14 protein-coding genes and 1 tRNA gene are annotated in these 20,816 nt (G+C 34.7%); 9 read left to right on the top strand and 6 right to left on the bottom strand.

The annotated features are described in order from the left end of the window. Nucleotides 1–5 precede the first annotated feature (5 nt). Both DNU06_RS10180 and moaCB read left to right on the top strand, forming a co-directional pair. Nucleotides 6–434 carry a molybdenum cofactor biosynthesis protein MoaE gene (locus tag DNU06_RS10180; protein WP_111063225.1) on the top strand — a complete coding sequence of 143 codons (429 nt, stop codon included), beginning with the start codon at nt 6–8 and terminating at the stop codon, nt 432–434. A 3-nt stretch (nt 435–437) separates the two neighbouring features. Further along, the gene (moaCB, locus tag DNU06_RS10175; protein ID WP_111063224.1) at nt 438–1,355 is read left to right on the top strand and encodes a bifunctional molybdenum cofactor biosynthesis protein MoaC/MoaB; all 918 of its coding nucleotides are present in this window, start codon (nt 438–440) and stop codon (nt 1,353–1,355) included. Between the two features lie 68 nt (nt 1,356–1,423). Here moaCB and sov read toward each other — a convergent pair whose 3' ends face one another. From sov to DNU06_RS10160, 3 genes are read right to left on the bottom strand one after another with little or no spacing between them, the layout of a single operon-like run. Then, the gene (sov, locus tag DNU06_RS10170) at nt 1,424–8,704 is read right to left on the bottom strand and encodes a T9SS outer membrane translocon Sov/SprA (RefSeq protein ID WP_158526872.1); all 7,281 of its coding nucleotides are present in this window, start codon (nt 8,702–8,704) and stop codon (nt 1,424–1,426) included. Between the two features lie 49 nt (nt 8,705–8,753). Beyond that, nucleotides 8,754–9,329: a Holliday junction branch migration protein RuvA gene (gene ruvA, locus DNU06_RS10165; protein ID WP_111063222.1), complete on the bottom strand. Its 576-nt coding sequence runs from the start codon at nt 9,327–9,329 to the stop codon at nt 8,754–8,756. A 2-nt stretch (nt 9,330–9,331) separates the two neighbouring features. Then, nucleotides 9,332–11,602: an NADP-dependent malic enzyme gene (locus DNU06_RS10160; RefSeq protein WP_111063221.1), complete on the bottom strand. Its 2,271-nt coding sequence runs from the start codon at nt 11,600–11,602 to the stop codon at nt 9,332–9,334. A 167-nt stretch (nt 11,603–11,769) separates the two neighbouring features. Between DNU06_RS10160 and DNU06_RS10155 the strand changes: the two genes are divergently transcribed. The 4 genes from DNU06_RS10155 (at nt 11,770) to dusB (ending at nt 16,075) form a co-directional block, all read left to right on the top strand. Continuing rightward, nucleotides 11,770–12,735, top strand: coding sequence for an OmpA family protein (locus DNU06_RS10155; RefSeq protein WP_111063220.1), 966 nt, complete (start codon nt 11,770–11,772; stop codon nt 12,733–12,735). A 112-nt stretch (nt 12,736–12,847) separates the two neighbouring features. Next, nucleotides 12,848–13,954 carry a T9SS type B sorting domain-containing protein gene (locus tag DNU06_RS10150; protein WP_158526871.1) on the top strand — a complete coding sequence of 369 codons (1,107 nt, stop codon included), beginning with the start codon at nt 12,848–12,850 and terminating at the stop codon, nt 13,952–13,954. Nucleotide 13,955: 1 nt separating this feature from the next. Continuing rightward, nucleotides 13,956–14,999, top strand: coding sequence for a PorP/SprF family type IX secretion system membrane protein (locus DNU06_RS10145; protein WP_111063218.1), 1,044 nt, complete (start codon nt 13,956–13,958; stop codon nt 14,997–14,999). A gap of 77 nt (nt 15,000–15,076) precedes the next feature. Continuing rightward, nucleotides 15,077–16,075: a tRNA dihydrouridine synthase DusB gene (gene dusB / locus DNU06_RS10140; RefSeq protein WP_111063217.1), complete on the top strand. Its 999-nt coding sequence runs from the start codon at nt 15,077–15,079 to the stop codon at nt 16,073–16,075. On the opposite strand, the gene DNU06_RS10135 is transcribed toward dusB, so the two are convergent. Both DNU06_RS10135 and DNU06_RS10130 read right to left on the bottom strand, forming a co-directional pair. Further along, complete coding sequence (locus DNU06_RS10135) at nt 16,072–17,148, bottom strand: hypothetical protein (protein ID WP_146239211.1); 1,077 nt, start codon at nt 17,146–17,148, stop codon at nt 16,072–16,074. The genes dusB and DNU06_RS10135 overlap by 4 nt on opposite strands. A gap of 13 nt (nt 17,149–17,161) precedes the next feature. Continuing rightward, the gene (locus DNU06_RS10130) at nt 17,162–18,139 is read right to left on the bottom strand and encodes a pyruvate dehydrogenase complex E1 component subunit beta (RefSeq protein ID WP_111063215.1); all 978 of its coding nucleotides are present in this window, start codon (nt 18,137–18,139) and stop codon (nt 17,162–17,164) included. Between the two features lie 170 nt (nt 18,140–18,309). On the opposite strand from DNU06_RS10130, the gene DNU06_RS10125 reads away from it, so the two are divergent. The 3 genes from DNU06_RS10125 to DNU06_RS10115 all read left to right on the top strand — a co-directional run bounded on the left by DNU06_RS10125 (nt 18,310) and on the right by DNU06_RS10115 (nt 19,914). After that, a complete protein-coding gene (locus DNU06_RS10125) occupies nt 18,310–19,209 on the top strand; it encodes an N-acetylmuramoyl-L-alanine amidase (protein ID WP_111063214.1) in 900 nt (299 codons plus the stop codon). Between the two features lie 88 nt (nt 19,210–19,297). Beyond that, nucleotides 19,298–19,720, top strand: coding sequence for a single-stranded DNA-binding protein (locus DNU06_RS10120; RefSeq protein ID WP_111063213.1), 423 nt, complete (start codon nt 19,298–19,300; stop codon nt 19,718–19,720). 120 nt (nt 19,721–19,840) lie between these two features. Continuing rightward, nucleotides 19,841–19,914: transfer RNA gene (locus DNU06_RS10115), tRNA-Asn, on the top strand. 208 nt (nt 19,915–20,122) lie between these two features. Here the strand turns inward: DNU06_RS10115 and DNU06_RS10110 are convergent. Beyond that, entirely contained in the window at nt 20,123–20,809 is a 687-nt protein-coding gene (locus DNU06_RS10110; RefSeq protein WP_111063212.1) for a GNAT family N-acetyltransferase, read from the bottom strand. Nucleotides 20,810–20,816 lie beyond the last annotated feature (7 nt).

The following is a 20,816-nucleotide window of genomic DNA, read 5'->3' as shown; positions in this document are numbered from 1 at the left end:
ATAGTATGAAAAATATATTCATTGCCGGTCCAATATTACCAGAGAAAATAGCCGAGTCTATCGCCAAACACCAGGTTAAAACTACTATTGGTGCACACGATATATTTTTAGGTCAAGTTAGAGCGGACAAGGTTGGTGAAAATATAGTTGCAGCTATTGAATATAGTGCTTATGAGCCTATGGTTAATCAAGTGATACATGAAATTAGGGAGGAAGTTTTTGCTAAATATGAATTATCTTGCTTGCACATATATCATGCTATTGGATTAGTGAAGGCTGGTGAAATATGCTTATTTGTATTTACTTCTTCTAAACATAGAAAAATGGCCATGGACGCTACTCGTTTTTTAGTGGAATCGATAAAAGCTAAAGCGCCTATTTTTGGAAAAGAAATATTTGAAGATATGTCGCATCAATGGAAAGTAAATCAATAAAGAATGGTAGATATAACGCATAAATCAAATACATTAAGAATCGCAGTGGCACAAGCCATTGTTCACGTAAGTACTTTGGCTACAATCACTGCAATTGAAAACAATACAGTACCAAAGGGAAATGTTTTTGAAATGGCCAAAGCTGCGGGTTTTTTAGGGGTAAAACAAACACCACATTTATTACCCGATTGTCACCCCATTCCCATTGAGAGTACAAAAATTACTTATTTTGTGGAAGGTTTGAGTATTCGTATTGAAATGGAGGTTAAAACCATTTATAAAACTGGTGTGGAGGTTGAAGCCATGCATGGTGCTTCTGTTGTTGCTTTAACCATGTATGATATGTTAAAACCGATTGATAAAGGCATAGAGATTGGTGGTATTAAATTGCTGTCGAAGTCTGGTGGGAAGTCGGATTTTAAATCAAAATTGGAAAAAACAGCTAAAACGCTTTCTGCACATGTTGTGGTTTGTTCGGATACTATTTCGAAAGGTTTAAAAAGTGATGGTGCTGGAAAAAGTATTGTCGAGGTTTTAAAGCATCATGCCATCCATACGCGTGAATATTATGTTATACCGGATGAAAAAATTGCCATTGAGTTGGCAGTGGAAAAAGCGAAATTAGATCAAGCTTCTATGTTGATTTTTACTGGTGGTACTGGATTGTCGCTAAGAGATGTTACACCGGAAACTTTGCTGCCAATGTTAGATAGAAGAATCCCTGGCATTGAGGAAACCATTCGTCAATATGGACAGGAAAGAACACCTTATGCCATGCTTTCAAGAAGTGTAGTAGGGACCATTGATAATACTTTGGTGATGGCCTTGCCTGGATCCACAAATGGCGCAAAAGAAAGTATAACAGCAGTTATGCCTCATTTAATCCATGTATTCGATATCTTTAAAGGTAAAAGTCACTAATCCTTTTCCAAATTTCGCAAGGCGTATAGGTTTTACTGCTGTAAGTTGCCGCTGTATACCGTAATGATTTATTGTGCCAAGTTAAATCTAAGTGCAATACCTGCTCTGGTATTTGCTGTTTTAAAAGCGGAAGATAATGCAGGAACATTTACTGTTCTATCAAAATACACTCGCGCATTTAAATTCTTACCTAAGTTATAATCTACGGATGAACGGATAGAATACATTTCTTGACCTGATGTTGGAATTACTGAATTCTCAGTAACACTTCTACTTACGGTTAAGGTATTTCTAATCGATAAATCAAATCTAATGTTTACGTCACTTTTTGGTTTTTTACCCATAAATTCAAATGGAAGTTCTACTTGTGAAAATCTATATCCTGTACCAATTACAATCTCTTTTCCTACCATTTCTATAATTTGAGAATTAGCGATATTTAAAGAAAGACTTCTATCTTTTTTATATTCAAACTTTGTAATTAAACCATTCTTATTGATTATCCACGTTGCATCTATACCAAATAAAGGAGCAAATTGTTCCGATATGATAATACTTGCATATTGTTCATCTGCAATAAAGTTTAATGAATTATCTAATTGTTGTACGCCATCTTCATCTTTTGCTGCTAGGTTGGTAGAAAAGTTAGAGATAGAAATATTTGAACGGTAACCGTGTTTGATTGTAAAATTCCGAACATATTTTTTCATGAACTCTAATTTCGATAAGCCATCATAACGGATGTCCCAGTTTGGTAATGGGATCATTTTAAATACATCTGTAATTTTATTTGAAGATCTATTTCCAGTGTAGGTATTTAAAAAAGATGCCACAAGTACATCTTGTTGGTTAGCGCCATAACCTTGGTAATAGCCATCACTGTTCAATGCTGTTCCGGCTTCTTCTCCAAATAATTTTGAATATTGAGATCGATTGGCTAACATTTCATTGAAGAAATTAGAAACTGAATCACTGCTCGAATTTTCAAATGCTGTTCTCCACGTTATCGTACTAAAGTTTAGCGTTCCCGTATTTAATGGATTTTGATATTCATGTCTGCCTAGCTCTTCGTTAAACCTGAAGTTACTATTCTGATTTTTAGTTAATGTTCTGTTTACGGTTAAATTAATGGAAAGATCTTTAATTGGTTCTAAGGTTGCTCGTCCACTTATATTTTGGGTATGCATTACGTTGTGCTGAATATTTAGTCCCTCTTGTTCTACTAGCCAACCCTTGTTTGCGGCATAATAGGCATAAGACGAATCTGCTCCCCAAGTACTACTTTGTCTACCAATTAAATCATAATTTTGTGCTCCTGTAATAAAAGCAAAGCTTGGTGCACTAAAGTCATTGTCTAAACCAATTAATGAATTGGATGGTTCAAATCCAGGTAAAAGCATCCCGTCTGTGATAGAGTAATTCATACTCACATTTCTTAAAGTCATTATTAATTGCGCAATAGATTTGCCTATCGGATTCATTTTACCGTCGTCTTTTTTAGCTTTCTTCTTGTCCGTTGGTGCGGCATTTTCTCCGTCTGAATCACCTCTTGTTGAACGACTAGACATTGCTTTTCCTCGGGAAGAACTACCGCCGCGATTTACTTTTTGAAAATAGGGTACTTTATTGTAAAGTGAGATTAAATTAAATTGGCCATTTAGGGTAAAGTTTCTCGCATTTTGTATGGTATTCCCTAAACTGTCTTGTCCAATAGGTGCTCTCATCCAATCGTAATTACCACCATAAGTTACGTTAGCAGTTATCCAATCGGTTAAAGGAATTTTATCGAAAGGCAATTTATAGGTAATGTCAAAATTTTGTCCAAAATTCATATTGTAACCACCAAATGTGATGGTATCAATAGCGTTAGAAAATGGGTTGAAAGTTTCATTAACTATGTCTAAAAAGCTATTGTAATTATTTAACCCTAATGTTCCTTGGTCGGCAGTTTTATTTATTTCGCCCTGTGGTTCACGAATGATAGATGCATTGATGGCATTATAATTAAACTTAAGGTTTTTGGAGATGTCGTATTTAAAAGTATACGCTCTATTCCAAGTAAAGTTTTTGTAATAAGTAGGTGCAAAGATAAACTCAGGTACCAAGGCATTTCTATTTTGTAGTTCATTATACATTCTCTGAATATCGTTATTCATGGAAAATGATTTCGGCCCTAAATAAAAGTTAAAATCTTTAATAATTCTAAACCATTTTGATTTATTGACAAATCCCATCTTTTTGAATGGTTCTATCAGTTTAGGTTTTGCAGAAAAGGCATAATTAATACCCGCTCTATAGTTTCTAGTAATATCTTTAGTGGTGTTGATATCTCTTCTATACAATTCATTATAAGAATAGCTTAAAGAGATATTCTCTACGTCCCAAAACTTAATCTCTTTACCTGGTCTTCTTTCTTTTCTTACATTGGTAAAATTGTAGGATTTTCTAATGGTTAATGCTTTCGCATATAATTCCTTTTCTTTACGTACTTCAGGGTCGTACAAGGACATTTTTACATCTGGCGCCAAAGGATCATATTCTGGGCTTATTGCTCCAACACTATAGCCAAAATATGCTGGTAAACGCAATGCAATTTTATCCCCAAAAAATTGTCCCAATTCAAAATTTGAGTTAAAAGTAAGATTAGAAATAGTTTCTCTTTGTCTTTCTGAAACAGTAGACTCTATAGAACCCCAATCGGGAGTGGAGTAGCTACCAGATACCGCCAAGTTTCCAAAATCCGCCATTTGCACGTTAACTTGTGCAGTTGCAGCATAACCACCATTTTGTTTAAAATTGGTCATTCTTAATTCATTTACCCAAACTTCTGCACATTTCTCTAAGCCATCATCTGGTAGTGAGTTGCTCTGATCGTCGGGATTTCGCACACCAATCATCACAACTTTGACTTCTGATAAATTCGGATTTCCTTTTACTTTAATGTATTTATAGACTTGAGTGGTATCCATATATTCAGAAGATGTGGAAGCTAAACCAAGTTTTACTAAGTCATCTCTATCTAATTTTAAAGAAATAAGGTCATCTAAAACTATGGTTACATTGTTCTCTTCTGGCCATATTAGCTCGGGTGAGGCGGAAGAAGTATTCCAAGGCGTTAATTTTAAAGGCACTTCATACTCATAATAATTGTCCGTAAAATCGGTACCTAATCTTACAAATACATTGATATCATTGTCTTTTAATAGATTTTCATTGTTGGTTTTATAATTGGTCTCTGCGTGAACAAACATTTCAATCTGACCATAATTTCTGATGTCAAGGTTTAAGCTTTTATAAGCTGCTTTGGCGTCACCATCCTTCAAGCCACATACTTCTAAACTCATGGATTGCTCATTCAATTGACGGGTATTAATACTGCTATAATCATTTTCTCTTTGAATGCCATCAGGTATAGCATAATTAACTGGTATTTTACCTTCGTTTTCCTCTAAATTAACAGCACCAATTACAAATTCAGTAGAGTTAGGATCATCCAATAGTTGTTCTCCGGTTTGCAAGTCTTCTGCAAATTCACGCCATGTACCACGGATTAATTCTAAAGTTGCAAAACGTAATATTTTTGGATTTTCAAAACCTTTCATATACATTCTCATAAATCTAATCGATCTAAAGTCTGAAATATTGTTAACGATTTTGTCGGGTGCATTGATTGGAATTTTAAATTGATACCATGTCTCGGTACCACCGTCTACTTTAGTTACTACTTGGCTGTTGGTAATGTAATTTTGTCCAACAATAAAACCACCACTTGCAATATTTACTTTGTATTGAAAATAGTTTTCTGTTTCACCTAAGTTATTATCTTGATTGATATCTTCAATGTCTGGTGTAGTGGTTCCTTGTGTTGGATACCCTTCTGCATTTAGATTAGCAGACATGGCAGAGGTGTTCGAATTACCTTCATGCCCGTTATACTCTTTATACCGTTGTAAGATATCATAACGCAATAAATCGTAGTCGTCATCTAAATAATAGTTATAACCATCTGATGATATATCATTAAGTAATTTATTCTTGGCGGTGGTGGATAAATTACTATTATTTACCCAAGCTGTGTAGTAGGCAAAAAAGGAAGCTTCTTGTTGGTTATTTAATCCATCTAATCCAATATCTTGAAATTCCCTGGACTCATTATTGTTATCGAATGCGTTTACGATCACTTGTTGATTAGGAATGATTCCCCAAGATGTACTGTCATAATCTGCTGGATTGTAATCTGTACTTATTGGTAAACCGTTTTCGTAACTCTTTCTTGAATCTGGTAGTATATCTTCCGAAATATTACCTAAATTGAAGTATAATTCTCCTGGATCTAAATTACTAACACCTGTATCTGTGGCGTTAGAATTATAAGGGTCTAACATCCAAAACTGAATATATTGTACATTGGCCGTTTCAAAGTTGGTTGTTGTCATGGCACGCATAATACCAGCCCATCTATCTTGTGGATTATTGAAGGTACCATCTGTATTAATAAATGCTGCCGTTGTATCGTAGTTATAAGGTCCTCTTTCTTGCGGATAATAAGCTAAATCAAATACTTGAATATTATTAACAGTACCTGTTGTCGGTTGTGTTTGTGGAAACAAATCTTGTTGTAGAACCATTCTCATTCTACTGTCATTCAAAATTGTATCGTTATCTCTAATATTATCTGGTGTTCTAGAATTCGCAATGTAGAAGGATTGGTCAATGGTGTACCAAGCTAATTTAGATCTGTTAAAGCCTGGTTTGGTTCCAAATTCGCCATATTCTGGAAAGTCATTCGGCAGTCCTTGTGGAATAGAGGCTAATTTCCAAGAGAAAGAAGAGGTTAAAGTAATACCACTTTGACTACCTTCAAATCCATCTATATAAGAAATTCCTCCTTCACCTATGGCTCTTTGTGTGCCAGGAATTAAATAGGCAAACTCGCCACTTGTAGTAACAAAAGATTTTTCCTTTGTACTAATTATTGGTAAAAAATCTATCATTTTAGTAATAAATGGGACTTCAGTTCTATAACGGATATCGGTTCCTAAAACAGTATTACTAACTGGTTCACTACCTACATTTACTTTTTGGGTTACTGGTTTCTCTGTTAGATTCATAACAGTTGCACCTAAGTTAAAGTCTTTGTTAAATTCGTAATTGAAATGAGCGCCAACCAATGATTTTTGTTGAAATCCAAATCCGGAATTACTTTCTAAGGAAACTGTAATTGGGATTTGAGACTCTAATATCCCTTCGTTTAATATTTGAACTCTTCCTAAATTATAATCTACTTGAAAATCCACCCCTTCAATTAATGAGGCACCACCAGCGGTAACAGTAACACTTCCTTCTGGAATATTTAGGGCATTTAAAGGAATGTCTGAACTAACGGACGACTCATAAGTACCCTTTATTTTAAATCTATTTTTATCTGGTAACTGCTGGGCAGCTGTTCTTGTAGAATCATATAATTCTTGGTAAATTATTTTTTCTAATTTATAAGGAGGAAGTGGATTTTCTACACTGGTTAATTTTTCATTTAATGTGGTACCAAAAGGTTCAATGGTTGCAAAATACACCCTTCCTGTTCTAGCATCTATAGTACCTCCATTTGTGGCCTTATTACCGTCATAAATAAACGGTACAAAATCAAAACGCCCATCTTGTGATCTTTCGGTATTTAAGTTTAATCTATCTAGGTCCAAATATTGTAGCAACATTTTGTCATCTACGCCTTCATAAGGCAGATAGTTTACATCTACACTTGTTTCAGGATTATTATACCAAACGTCTAATTTAAAATTCGTTTCTCCTACTTGGTAAGCACCTAGGGAGTAAACGTTTTTCATCATTAAATCCCATAATTTATTTTTAGGATTTACAATAGTAGGCTTAATCAATTTCAAGATTAATGCACTTTTAGATCCGGTTTCTACTGGCACATCATTAGAAAATTCACCTACTTGATAAGTTTTCCCTTGATAAGTATATTGGTAAGCTACGGCTAATACTTCATCCTGATTTAAAGATTGACGTAAGGATACAAATCCAAGTAAGGCATTGTAAGTAAATTCTTGCTCAGTTAACCTTCTTGCATTTTCCACTTTTTCGTAGTGGAACGATTGCTCAAAAGGTCCGATAGAGGTGGTTCCTAAGGATTTTAAATCTTCTACTGCAGAAGTAAAATATCGTACATTGGTTTGATTAATTAAGGATTGGTATAAGTTATTCGCATCATTATCTGGTAAATCTGATCCAATATTTGCAATGGTTGGATTTCCCTCTAAATAAGCTTGGTCATTTTCTCCTAAATCTGTAAAAGCCACAAAGTTTCTGGTGTTTTCTACATCATTGTTTCTATTGGTAATGTATACTTCAATTTTAGTAATATTTACGCCAGAGTTGACATAAGGCATAGATGCCATGGCGTTATTATAATTTTCTCGGTGGTAAAAGTTTAAAAAGTAATGCTTATTTTCTTCATAACTGTCTGCTTTTACTTCAAATTCTTGTTGTTGCGCGCCTCCAGCTACATTTATCTCTTGTCGTTGTCCTCTTTGTTGCGACAATAGCGTATTTACCGTTAATTTACCAAATTTTAAATCTGTTCTAATACCAAATAAACTTTGTGAACCTTGAATTAAGGTAGTGTTTAGTGGTAAAGAAACATTACCTGCTTCAATTTTTTGGATGATTTCATCTTCATATCCGGTATAACCGATTTTTACTTGATTTTGAAAATTAAAAGTCGCACCACTTGTGTTTTGTGCTATTTCTAATTTTAATTTGTCTCCAATTTGCCCGACTAAATTAAGTTGAATTTGTTGGTCAAAATCGAATTGTGTTTGTCTTTGACTTTGAATTGGTAATGCTGGGTTTTCGTATTTTGAAATATTTACACCGAAAGATAATTCCGCAGACCCTTGTGGTCTAATGCTAATTTCATCCCCGCCGAATATTAAATCAAATGCTTCGCCTTTTACGTTAAGTGTCGGTATAATATTTTGATCGGCTGAATTTTCACTTTCTACCTTTTCTGTAAAATAATCATTGATTGATTTCTTTCGCTCGTAGGCCATGTATTCCGACTGGGTCATTGCGGTCGGTCTTCTGTAATATCGATCACCGATTTTCTGAAATACCTCATACATTCCTGTCTCTGTGTTATAAACAATTTTTGTGTCTATGTTCGAAGGCAGACCTAAATCTAATCTTGCGTTAGGCTTGGTAGTGAAATCGTAATAGTCGGAAATTGGATAAGGTAAATTAACTTTTGGCGTATCCGCTTCTTCCACGTAATAAGCTAAATACGGGATGGTATTTGCATTTAGGATTGGACTTGCGTTTAGGCTCAATATACACAATACGAGTATTGAACAGGTTATGTAAAATCTAGTTTTCAAATTATAAAATTCTTAAAGCTTCTTTAATTAATTGTTCTACTGTTTGGTCTTCTCCAATTACTTTTTGAATGGCCAATTCAGCTTTCTTTTTATCGAAACCTAATGCCGATAAAGCACTTAACGCTTCAAATCGCGTAGTATTGTTTGCATTGAAAATATTTTCTACAGAAAATTCAACTTTTTCCATTTTAGACTTCAAATCTACAATGACTCTTTGTGCGGTTTTTAAACCAATTCCTTTGATACTTTTTATGGTGTCCACATTTTCACTCACAATAGCATTTGCTATCTCATCAGCCGTTAAAGCAGATAGCATAAGTATTGCAGTATTCGCTCCTATTCCAGAGACAGAGACTAAGTGGTTAAACATTTCTCTATCACTTTTTTGGTGAAATCCATAAAGGGTATGCGCATCTTCCCTTATTTGAAGCTGTGTGTAAATTAAGATATCTCCTTTTAGGGGCAAACTAGAATAGGTGTTCAGACTGATTTTTACAAAATAACCAACACCATTACATTCTATTACAACATAAGTAGGAGTTCTTTCTATTAATTTACCTTTTAAGTGTGTAATCATTCTTATTTTATTTGGGCATCAATAACGGCAACTTTTACCATGTTTACAATTTCTCGTATAGAACTTCCCAATTGTAATACATGTACAGATTTTTTTAATCCTAATAAAATTGGACCAATCGCTTCTACGTCGTCTCCCATTTCTTGCATTAATTTATAGGCAATGTTACCAGAAGCTAAATTTGGAAATATTAGCGTATTTACGTTCTTATTTACCAAATCAGAAAAAGGAAATTTTTCTAATAATAACTCATTGTTTAAAGCAAAATTGGCTTGAATTTCCCCATCTACAATGATAGATGGATGTTTTTCATTTAATATGCGTCTTGCTTGCGCCATTTTTTTAGAATCTTCCCCATCACTTGATCCAAAATTGGAATAAGAAAGCAAGGCCACGCGAGGTTGAATTTTTAAACGACGAACCGTTTTAGCTACTTGATAGGTAATGTCTGCAATTTCTTCTGCCGTAGGATTGATATTGACTGTTGTATCTGCTAAAAATAAAGGACCCCGTTTCGTGATTAAAATATACATTCCTGCTAATCTTAATACTTTTTTATCGGTACCTACTGCTTCTAGTGCAGGACGGATAACATCTTTATAGTTTCTTGTAATTCCTGAAATTAAAGCATCTGCTGCACCGGAATTAACCATCATAGCACCAAAGTAATTTCTTTCTCTCATTAGTTTGATGGCCTCGTATTCTGTGATACCTTTTCTTTTTCTGCTTTCAAAAAATAATTTGCCATATTCTGCACATTTATCACGCATTTCAAGAGATTTAGGATCAACAATTTCAATGTCGTCTCCTAATTCTAAGTTATTTTCAGCAATCAATTCTAAAATCTTGGTTTTTCGTCCCAATAAAATAGGTACCGCAAAACCTTCGTCTAAGCACATTTGTGCCGCTTTTAATATTTTATAATTATCCGCTTCTGCAAACACCACTCTTTTTGGGTTTTTTAGCGCTTTATCGGTCAGTATATTTAATATCTTATTGTCTAAGCCTAAACGGTTTTTTAAAACTGCGATATACTCATCCCAATCTTTAATAGGGTTTTGTGCAACACCGGAATCCATTGCTGCTTTTGCAACGGCAGGTGAAACGGTGTAAATTAATCGTGGATCAATTGGTTTAGGGATAATGGAGTCACGACCAAATGAAATATTTTTTTCATTATATGCTTCATTCACTTCTTCAGGTACCACTTCTTTTGCTAAAGAAGCAATGGCTTTTACTGCAGCCAGTTTCATCTCTTCATTAATACAAGTAGCTCTTACATCTAAAGCACCTCTAAATATATAAGGAAAACCAATCACATTATTCACTTGGTTAGGATGGTCGGAACGGCCTGTTGCCATAATAATATCTTGTCGAACTGACATGGCATCATTATAAGAGATTTCAGGGTCTGGATTAGCTAAGGCAAATACAATCGGGTTTTTCGCCATGCTCTTAATCATGTTCTTGGATATAATACCTCCTTTTGACAAGCCTAAAAATACATCTGCTCCTTTTAACGCTTCCTCTAAAGAAATGTCTTTTTTATGAATGGCAAATTGCGTTTTATACTTGTCTAGTCCTGTTCTTAAGGTCGTTAATAAACCTTTACTATCGAACATGAATAAATTGTTAGGTTTTGCACCTAAAGCTAAATATAATTTTGAGCAGGATAATGCTGCAGCTCCCGCGCCACTAATCACTATTTTAACTCTTGCTATCTTCTTTTTAGCCAATTCCAAAGCATTTAATAATGCTGCACTTGAAATGATGGCTGTACCATGCTGATCATCATGCATGATAGGAATGTTCAGTTCGGCCTTTAAACGCTCTTCTATTTCGAATGCTTCTGGCGCCTTGATGTCTTCTAAATTGATGCCACCAAAAGTTGGTGAAATTGCCTTTACTGTATCAATAAATCTTTGTGGGTCTTTTGTGTCAACTTCTATGTCAAAAACATCTATATCGGCAAATATTTTAAAGAGTAAACCTTTACCCTCCATTACTGGTTTTGATGCTTCTGGACCAATGTCCCCAAGTCCTAAAACAGCAGTGCCATTTGAAATTACACCTACTAAATTTGATTTGGCGGTATATTTATATACATTTTCTGGATTTTCAGCTATTTCTAAACATGGTTCTGCTACACCTGGCGAATAAGCAAGGGATAGATCACGCTGTGTTGCATAAGGCTTTGAAGGGATTACTTCAATCTTTCCTGGTCTACCATTTGAGTGGTAATCTAATGCTTCTTGTTTTCTGAGTTTAGCCATTATGAATAGATTAATAAAACAGACAAAGATAGAATTTTTATTAGGAATTCCCCAAGTCATTTTAGAAACTTATAAATCACAAACTAAGATATGAATGTTTAAAACTTAAAACAGTGTTTTAAAAGTCTGTCTTATTTTTTGAGACATTTGTGATAAATTCTGTCAAAATGAAACATTTTATCTCAGCCTTATCTTTACTTTTTTTTATGGCTTGTGTGCCGCTTCAAAAATACAATGATCTTCAGACTAATTATGATAAAATGAAACTGGAGCAATCCAATACCAATAGTACTGCAATTGATCTTGAAAATCGATTAAAGGAAATTGAAACCCAATTGGAGTTACAAAAAAAATCGGTATCGGCATTAAAACAAGATACCTTAAGATTGAGTCAAGAGCTTAAAATGATTGCGGTAGAGTATGATAAAATTGGAGAGCTTAATAATGCTTTGGAGCAAAAGTTTGCTGGGCTACAAACAAAAGGGTCAGCAGAGACCGCAAAAATGATTCGTGATTTAGAAGGGACGAGAATTGAATTACAAAGAAAGGAAGATCGATTGAATGAATTGGAAAAGGAATTAAATGAACGTTCTTTAATTTTAGATAAAAAAGAAGCTAGAATTAAAGAATTGGAAGATATTATTGCTAAAAAGGATGCTGCTGTGATGGCTTTAAAAGAGAAAATTGCAAAGGCATTGTTAGGGTATACCGATAAAGGATTGACTGTTGTAGAAAAAAACGGTAAAATTTATGTGAGTATGGAGGCTAAATTGCTGTTCGATTCAGGAAAGATGGATGTGGCAGTGGCTGGAAAAGAAGCTTTGGTTAATTTGGCTAAAGTGCTAGAAAGTCAAAAAGATATTGAAATTATTGTGGAAGGTCACACAGATACTGACCCTTTAAAGGGAACGGTTCACCCAAAAGACAATTGGGAGTTAAGTGTATTGCGTGCTACCGCCGTAACAAAAATTCTATTAGAAAACTCGAAGATGAATCCAACCATGATTATGCCTGCTGGACGTTCTTCTTATTTGCCTGTTAGCGAAATAGATAAAGCTAAAAACAGAAGAATTGAAATCATTATATCTCCGAATTTAAATGAATTGTTTACCTTAATTGGGACAAAATCTTAGGACATACCAACTAACATATTTTATTAGTAAAGGCAACTTTTTGTATTTTATAAGGGTCTTTACTATGTTGTAAAATATATTTTATTACCTTTAATCTTTGAAAAAAATGGTTATGAAACAAAAAGTCACCTTACTAGTATTATTTGTTCTATTTTTAGGACAGTTTAATATTCAGGCTCAAAATGCAAGTTACGCTATCGATCAAGGGGCGGGTCCGTTTTGTGAAAATGCTTGTATTACGATTCAAGATTTAAGCACTTCTCCAGCAGGTATAAATTCATGGACATGGACTATTACGCCAGCTACTGCTACGATTCAAAACCCGACTAGTCAAGATCCTGGCGTTATTTGTTTTGCTGATGTTGGTAATTATGTTTTAGAATTAGATATTATAGATGGTAATGGTGGGATAGATGATTTTAATATTTCCATGGTAGTAGTGACTTGTCCAGGGTCTATTTCTGCAGGTTTTACATTTAAAGATCCTATTTGTATTGATGAATGTGTTACCATGAGAGATACTTCAACGGGTGGACCTGTGACTTGGGATTGGAAGATATCTCCAAGTGATGCTATTCCGTCTACTTCAACGCTTCAAAATCCTGAGTTTTGTTTCCCTGTTGCCGGACAACATACGGTTTCTTTGCAGGTGACGGATATTAATGGTAGTATCAGTGCAATTAATAACGTTCCTATTGATGTGGTTGGAAGACCAAGCGTTACGGTGAGCGAAGATACAATTATAGAGTTAGGTACTTCTATTATACTTACTGCGCAAAGTTTTGATGCTACAGTTTATGAATGGTTTCCAGATGAAAATATAAGGAACCCAAATAACCAAAATGCTTTTGCTAGACCAGAAATTTCTACTGAATATATTGTCTTGGCTAGTGACGATAATGGCTGTACTAATACGGATACCATTATGGTATATGTGAATTTTCAACCCGCAATTGGTGTGGCTACGGCTTTTTCACCAAATGGTGATGGATTAAATGATTTACTCGTAGTGGAAGGCTTGGCTTTGGAAAAAGTAATCTTTAAAGTTTTTAATAGATACGGACAATTAGTATTTGAGTCTGTAGAACAAAGAAATGGATGGGATGGTAACTTTAAAGGTAAACCAGAAAATCCAGGGGTTTTTATTTGGACTTTAGAATATGAGTTTAATACTGGAAAAACTGGGAAATTAAGTGGAAATACAACTTTAGTGAGGTAAAATGATGAAAAGGAAATTAATATTATTGACATTTATAGTTTGCGTTTCAGGAAGTGCTTTTGCACAAATTGATAAGCATTTTAGTATGTATGATCAAACTAAAATTCAAATAAACCCGGCAGCCGCAGGTTTTTTTGATGCAAAGTATAAGGTATTTGCAAATTATAGAGAACAATGGCGTCCAGCTACCGATCCTCCTTTGCAAACTTATAGTGCTACCTTCGATACAAGATTGTACGAAGATAGAAGAAAAGGAAAATATGTAGGTGCAGGTTTGATTTTAAGTAATGATGTGGGTGGTGATGGAAGTTATACACAGTTACAAGTTGCTGTTCCAATTAATTATTCTTTAAGAATTGGAGAATTACACTATTTGTCTTTCGGAATATCCCCAGGATATTTTCAAAGAAGTGTTGAAAGCTCTGATTTAGTTTGGAGTTCGCAATGGGAAGAAGGTATAGGTTTTGATAATACCTTACAAAGTGGTGAGTTATTGTTAAACGATAGATATTCTGTTGGTGCTTTCGATATTGGCGCAGGTTTGTATTATGAATATGCTGTAGATGAATATAGATTCATGACCGTTGGTGTTTCTTCTGGACACTTAACTAGACCAAAAGTGCAATACACTTCAGTGGATGAGAGAATGAGTCGTACCTTGAATTTCCATTATTTTGGTAATTTTGGAAAAGCAGATTTTCCATTGACTTTTAAACCAAGTGTCATGTGGGGTATTCAAGGACCAAATCAATATTTAGTGTTCGGTTCAAGATTTGATATCCTATTAAGTAGAGGGGATTCTCAATACACAGGTTATTACAATAGAACATCTATTGAGATAGGTGCGCATTTTAGAATGCAAGATGCTTTAATTGCAAGTTGTGCACTTAATAAAGGTGGTTTTACAGCAGGTGTATCTTACGATTTTACCATGTCTCAAATGAGAACTATTACAAAATCTCAAGGAGCAACTGAATTTTTTATCTCTTACAAAATGGGTAAATCTAAAGGTAGAGGTCAACTCGATATTTCTGAAGATGAATAATATTATACGATAATTATAATTTAAAAAGATGTTTACTGGTTAAACATCTTTTTTTTTGTACTAATTTTGCACCCAACATGTCAGTTAAAATAAGAAATATAGATCTTGGAGATTTTCCATTATTACTCGCGCCAATGGAGGATGTGAGTGATCCTCCTTTTAGAGCATTGTGTAAAGAAAATGGGGCGGATTTAATGTATACCGAGTTTATTTCTTCCGAAGGGCTAATTAGAGATGCCGCTAAGTCGGTTCAAAAATTAGATATTTATGAATATGAGAGACCAATAGGGATTCAAATCTTTGGTTCTGACATTGAAAGTATGCGTAAAACTACGGAAATAGTAGAGCGTACAAATCCTGATATTATCGATATTAATTATGGTTGTCCAGTAAAAAAAGTGGCCTGTAAAGGTGCTGGTGCTGGTATTCTTCAGGATATTCCAAAAATGGTGGAAATGACCAAGGAGATTGTCAACACCACTAAGTTACCCGTAACGGTTAAAACGCGTTTAGGTTGGGATGAAAACACTAAATACATTACCGAAGTTGCTGAACGCTTACAAGATGTAGGTATTGAGGCTTTGTCTGTGCATGGTAGGACCAGAAAACAAATGTATAAAGGGGAAGCCGATTGGGATTTAATCGCAGAAATAAAGAATAACCCACGTATCCGGATTCCAATTTTTGGAAATGGGGATATTGATTCTCCTGAAAAAGCGGTGGCTTATAAAGCAAAATATAATGTAGATGGCATTATGATTGGTCGTGCAAGTATAGGCTATCCTTGGATATTTAATGAGATCAAACATTTTGTAAAAACTGGAGAACATCTTCCCCCGCCATCTATAGCTGATCGTGTGCATATAGCGAAAAGGCATTTAGAAATGTCGGTAGAATGGAAAGGTGAAATATTAGCGGTGAATGAAATGAAACGACACTATTCTAATTATTTTAAAGGTATTCCTCACTTTAAAGATTACCGCATTAAACTAGTTACCTCTTTTGATTTAAATGAAGTGAGAGATACCCTGGATGAAATTGTTTGGAATGCTGAAAAAGGATTGATTACCCTTTAGGTGGTATCGAATCCTGAAATGTATTGTAAAGCATTTTTTATACTCGATTTTAAGTCGGGTGAAATGTGATTGAATTTCATCCATAAGTCTACTTCCTGATCGGCCTTAAACTTTTGCAATAAACCGGGCTTACATACTGCTATTTGTTTGTTTAAGCGTTCATCTTTTGCATCTGTCCACAACATCATAGTATGGCATTGTTGTAGCGCCAATACACCTTGGAGGAGTTTTTTTACCTTGTCGGCGTGGTTGGGTAACCAAAAGATACCTTCTGTGGCTAAAAAGTTAAATTTATTGGGATGCATTAGTCTAGAAATAAACGGAAGATATGGTAGTATTTTTACCAATTTTTTACCGTTTTTACCAGGCAAGGAATGGATTTTCCAAGCTACGGGATTGGCTTGTATTCCTGCTACAATCTTTCCGTCTTCTCGATAAACAAAATAATGGTTGGCTTCAAATAAATGCACTTTGGATAAGCCGCTATAACTTCGGTAAAAGTTTTGGATACAGGCCCAAACTTCATCATGTTCATGGGCCAATATACGGGTTACCTTTTTGTCCTTTTTTAAATAAATGCGACTAAAGGCCCATGTCTTAATTTTCGCGATAGATTCAAATTGATAGCGTTCTGCAACTTGAAGGGAACGGATATTCTCGGGGTCAATAATGGCCCAATATAGAGAAGGACCATACGCCGGTGCTGCTACTTGGAGGTTGCTAGTGGATAGTAATTTAGAAAAATATTGTTGAAAAGGACTAGGCTTTCCTTTTTTATTTGCTTTGGATTGTGTTTGAAAATTTTTATCGAATGCAAAATAACGGACGTAAAAAGTATCTATTAATCGCTCTTGAACATAAAATGGACGTTCACAAATAGTGAAATTTACAATGGCTTTTTCCTTTCGGTAAATGGTGAAAAAATGTGGTTGGTGCAATAAGCCAATTTTTAAAGGCGTATGCAAATGCGTGTACTGCGCACCATTGGTACCAATCTTTGTATTTACTAAAAGGTCGAGTATGGCGGTGTTGTGCCTGCGGGTATGTTTAAATGCTTTACTTAAACCCACCACAATTCGCCTGTTTTTATTTATACATGGTTGCTTTAATAGCAGCAATAATTCTTGCTACGTTTGGTAAAGCTTCCGCCATTAAAGGTGGGCTAAAAGGAAATGGGGTATCACTTTGCATTACACGTTTAACTGGAGCATCTAAATAATCGAAGGCATAATTTTGAACGTGGTAAGCAATTTCAGAAGCGATAGACGCAATTGGCCAAGACTCTTCAACGACTACACATCTATTGGTTTTCTTTACAGAATTTACTACTGTACCATAATCAATTGGACGTACAGAACGCAAATCTATAATTTCAACAGAGATGCCTTCTTTTTCTAATGCTTCCGCCGCTTTATGTGCTTCTTTGATAATTTTACCAAAAGAAACAACAGTCACATCTGTACCTTTTCTTTTAATGTCGGCAACCCCAATTGGAATGATATATTCTCCTTCTGGAATTTCACCTTTATCGCCATACATTTTTTCAGACTCTAATACTAATACAGGGTCATTGTCTCTAATGGCTGCTTTTAATAAGCCTTTTGCATCATATGGAGTAGAAGGGGTGACCACTTTTAAACCAGGAACGTGTGCATAAAATGCTTCAAAACTTTGAGAGTGGGTAGCGCCTAACTGACCAGCAGTACCGTTTCCACCTCTAAATACAATGGGACAACCAATTTGTCCACCCGACATTTGTAACATTTTTGCAGCAGAGTTAATAATTTGATCTGCAGCTAAAATGGCAAAATTCCATGTCATAAATTCAACAATAGGACGCAAACCATTCATAGCAGCACCAACAGCAATACCTGTAAATCCAAGTTCGGCTATCGGTGTATCAATTACTCTTTTTGCACCAAACTCATCAAGCATTCCTTGAGAAACTTTATAAGCACCATTATATTCCGCGACTTCTTCTCCTAATAAAAACACACTACTGTCTGTTCTCATTTCTTCAGACATTGCTTCTCTAAGGGCTTCTCTATATTGAACTGTTTTCATCCTGTTTGTCTATTTAACTTATATCGCACCAAATCTAAGAACTATTTATTTAAAAAGAAAATTCTTTTTGTGCCCGTTTTAGGTTATAAACAAATTAATTTGGATTAATTCATGTACAAGTGAAATAAGGTGCTATCCATTTCAGTAATTTAGCAAATAATTATTTCCTTATGATTAGAATGCTTACTTCTTTATTGCTATTAATTTCTTTTTTTAGTTTTGGTTCCAATAAGGAAAATATTACTATATTAATAGATCCCGGACATGGCGGAAAAGATCCCGGACATTTGTCTGTTGCTGCCGTGCATTTACCGGAAAAGGATTTAAACCTTTTGATCTCCCAAAAAATAGGACATTACTTAGAACATAACTTATCCAATGTTACCGTTATTTATACTAGAACTACGGATGTATATCCAAGTTTGGACGAAAGGGTAAAAATGGCAAATGATAAAGGTGTGGATTTTATGATGAGTATCCATTGCAATGGAAGTGACAATACAGAAATAATTGGTACCGAAACGCATATCCATAATTTTGAAGCAAAAGAAAGTTATAGATGGGCCTTGCAAATAGAAAAACAATTTAAATCCAGAGCAGGAAGAAAAAGTAGAGGGATTAAAACTGGGGCAGATATTGGGCATTCTTTACAAATACTAAAGTTTACCAAAATGCCTACGGTATTAATTGAATGTGGCTTTTTGACTAATCCCGGAGAAGCAGCTTACTTAAATAGTAAATATGGACAGGAAATTATTGCTTCTGCTGTGTTTAGAGCAACCCGTGCTTATTTAAAAGCATCTTATCCAAAAATTAACTTCAGCCCAGTTGAAGCGACCGGTCCTTCTTTTAAAGTTCAAATTATGTCTTCTATAGATCCTTTAGAAACAAATATTGCAGAATTTAAAAGGTTAAATTACCCTATTGAAAGGGTAAAGATAAATTCTACAAGCATGTATAAGTATAAATATTTTATTGGCCCGTTTGAAACCAAGAAGTTAGCAAAAAAAGCACAAAAAGAGGTGCAGAATAAAGGCTATACGGATGCTTTTATTGTCCATTTTGAATAAATGCATGGTTAATTCACCGACTAATTATTATTCGATTAAAAATTATGCTTAATTTAGTGCGAACAAAACTCATGAATTATACCAAACTATGGCAACTGTATTTGAAACACGTTTAATTGGAAATATCGGCAAGGATGCAGTCGTTCGAAGTATGGACAATGGCGTAGTAGCTATTAATTTTCCGGTTGCTCATAATAAAAATTGGAAGGACAAAAGAACAGGAGAACAACGCACGAAAACAACTTGGATTAATTGTACCATTTGGAAAAGAGATGGTGCGAATTTAAGAATTCTGGAATACCTGAAAACTGGAACCTTGGTTGAGGTGGTAGGTACACCATTTCCAAAAGGATATTTGCAAGATGACCAAACCATTAAAACAGAAATTAGATTAAATGTTTCTAAAACAAACATATTAAGACCTGGTAATTGTGTGAAAAATGATGCCGATAATTCTAATGATGAAGTTAACTTTGATGACGACGCTGAATTAGAGGATGATTTGTTCTGATAATCAGTACTAAAAAAAATAAATTGAATTTTTTTTAAAAAAACTTGTAAATAATTTTTGCAGAAAAAAATCTTTTATATATATTTGCACTCGCTTAAGGAAACGTAAGAGACCTTAAACTCCTCCTTAGCTCAGCTGGTTAGAGCATCTGACTGTTAATCAGAGGGTCCTTGGTTCGAGTCCAAGAGGGGGAGCAAAGCAACAGAAAGCCTTTCAAGAAATTGAAAGGCTTTTTTTTGCGCCCAATTTTTTGTACGTCCACGGTAGTTATCGGTACTGTGCTATGGTCATTCGTAGGGAGTCCAAGCGCCGCCCTGAGCGTTAGCCGAAGGGAGGGGGAGCGAAAAAAGAGTTACACGAAAGTGTGACTCTTTTTTTATGTGCATGTGATTTGCATACAACTTACTTTAAATTCGTTTCAGACAAGATTAAATACCTACCATGGAAAAAACTGTTTATTGAAAAATACTTCACCTTACATGCCTTAACAATGTTATTACCCTTGCTCAAACTAATTTTCCAATCTGATTGACATGGCTGTATAATATAAAAATTTGTTTTTGGAATATTCCATTTCCATTTAGGCTGGGAATCTCTTTCTCTACCTTCGTTAATATTCCACAACTCAATAGTTTCACCTGCATCAGATTCTACATTTCCTGCTGGCAAACTTTCAACTAAGGGTTTATACATTAACACTCTTCCATTTGTGATAGCCAATTCTGGCATTTTTATGAAACCGATCTTGCTCCAAAAAGTTGCTGAAGATGAAGGTGAACAAAATAACTCTATTGCTAAAGCTTTCTTTTCAATTATTTGATTGATCGTGTTGTCGGCTAGTTTTGTTCCTACTCCTTTTTTCTGATAGTTTGCAATCACTTCAATAATGTGAATGTGCGCTATTATATCATCTGCTTGATAAGCCGAAAAACCAACCAATTTCTTTCCATCAAATACTACTATTAATTCATTTCGGTTAAAGCATTTTTCTACCGTGCTGATATTACCAGTTTTTTCAACCTTAATTAGGTATTCTAGTACAATATTAAACTCGGTAGTAGTAGGGTTGTAAATAGTTTCTAATTGCATATTAAAT

The organism is Putridiphycobacter roseus (assembly GCF_003234935.1).
In the GTDB taxonomy this organism is placed as follows: domain Bacteria; phylum Bacteroidota; class Bacteroidia; order Flavobacteriales_D; family Crocinitomicaceae; genus Putridiphycobacter; species Putridiphycobacter roseus.
The sequence above is the reverse complement of the archived record's forward strand: the minus strand, read 5'-3'. Positions and strand labels throughout refer to the sequence as shown.

What these genes read in the sequence shown, in the direction of transcription:
- DNU06_RS10110 (WP_111063212.1), bottom strand. Translation starts at nt 20,809, where the DNA reads ATGCAATTAGAAACTATTTACAACCCTACTACTACCGAGTTTAATATT.
- ruvA (WP_111063222.1), bottom strand. Translation starts at nt 9,329, where the DNA reads ATGATTACACACTTAAAAGGTAAATTAATAGAAAGAACTCCTACTTAT.
- DNU06_RS10130 (WP_111063215.1), bottom strand. Translation starts at nt 18,139, where the DNA reads ATGAAAACAGTTCAATATAGAGAAGCCCTTAGAGAAGCAATGTCTGAA.
- DNU06_RS10120 (WP_111063213.1), top strand. Translation starts at nt 19,298, where the DNA reads ATGGCAACTGTATTTGAAACACGTTTAATTGGAAATATCGGCAAGGAT.
- DNU06_RS10150 (WP_158526871.1), top strand. Translation starts at nt 12,848, where the DNA reads ATGAAACAAAAAGTCACCTTACTAGTATTATTTGTTCTATTTTTAGGA.
- moaCB (WP_111063224.1), top strand. Translation starts at nt 438, where the DNA reads ATGGTAGATATAACGCATAAATCAAATACATTAAGAATCGCAGTGGCA.
- DNU06_RS10125 (WP_111063214.1), top strand. Translation starts at nt 18,310, where the DNA reads ATGATTAGAATGCTTACTTCTTTATTGCTATTAATTTCTTTTTTTAGT.
- DNU06_RS10180 (WP_111063225.1), top strand. Translation starts at nt 6, where the DNA reads ATGAAAAATATATTCATTGCCGGTCCAATATTACCAGAGAAAATAGCC.
- DNU06_RS10145 (WP_111063218.1), top strand. Translation starts at nt 13,956, where the DNA reads ATGATGAAAAGGAAATTAATATTATTGACATTTATAGTTTGCGTTTCA.
- dusB (WP_111063217.1), top strand. Translation starts at nt 15,077, where the DNA reads ATGTCAGTTAAAATAAGAAATATAGATCTTGGAGATTTTCCATTATTA.
- DNU06_RS10160 (WP_111063221.1), bottom strand. Translation starts at nt 11,602, where the DNA reads ATGGCTAAACTCAGAAAACAAGAAGCATTAGATTACCACTCAAATGGT.
- DNU06_RS10155 (WP_111063220.1), top strand. Translation starts at nt 11,770, where the DNA reads ATGAAACATTTTATCTCAGCCTTATCTTTACTTTTTTTTATGGCTTGT.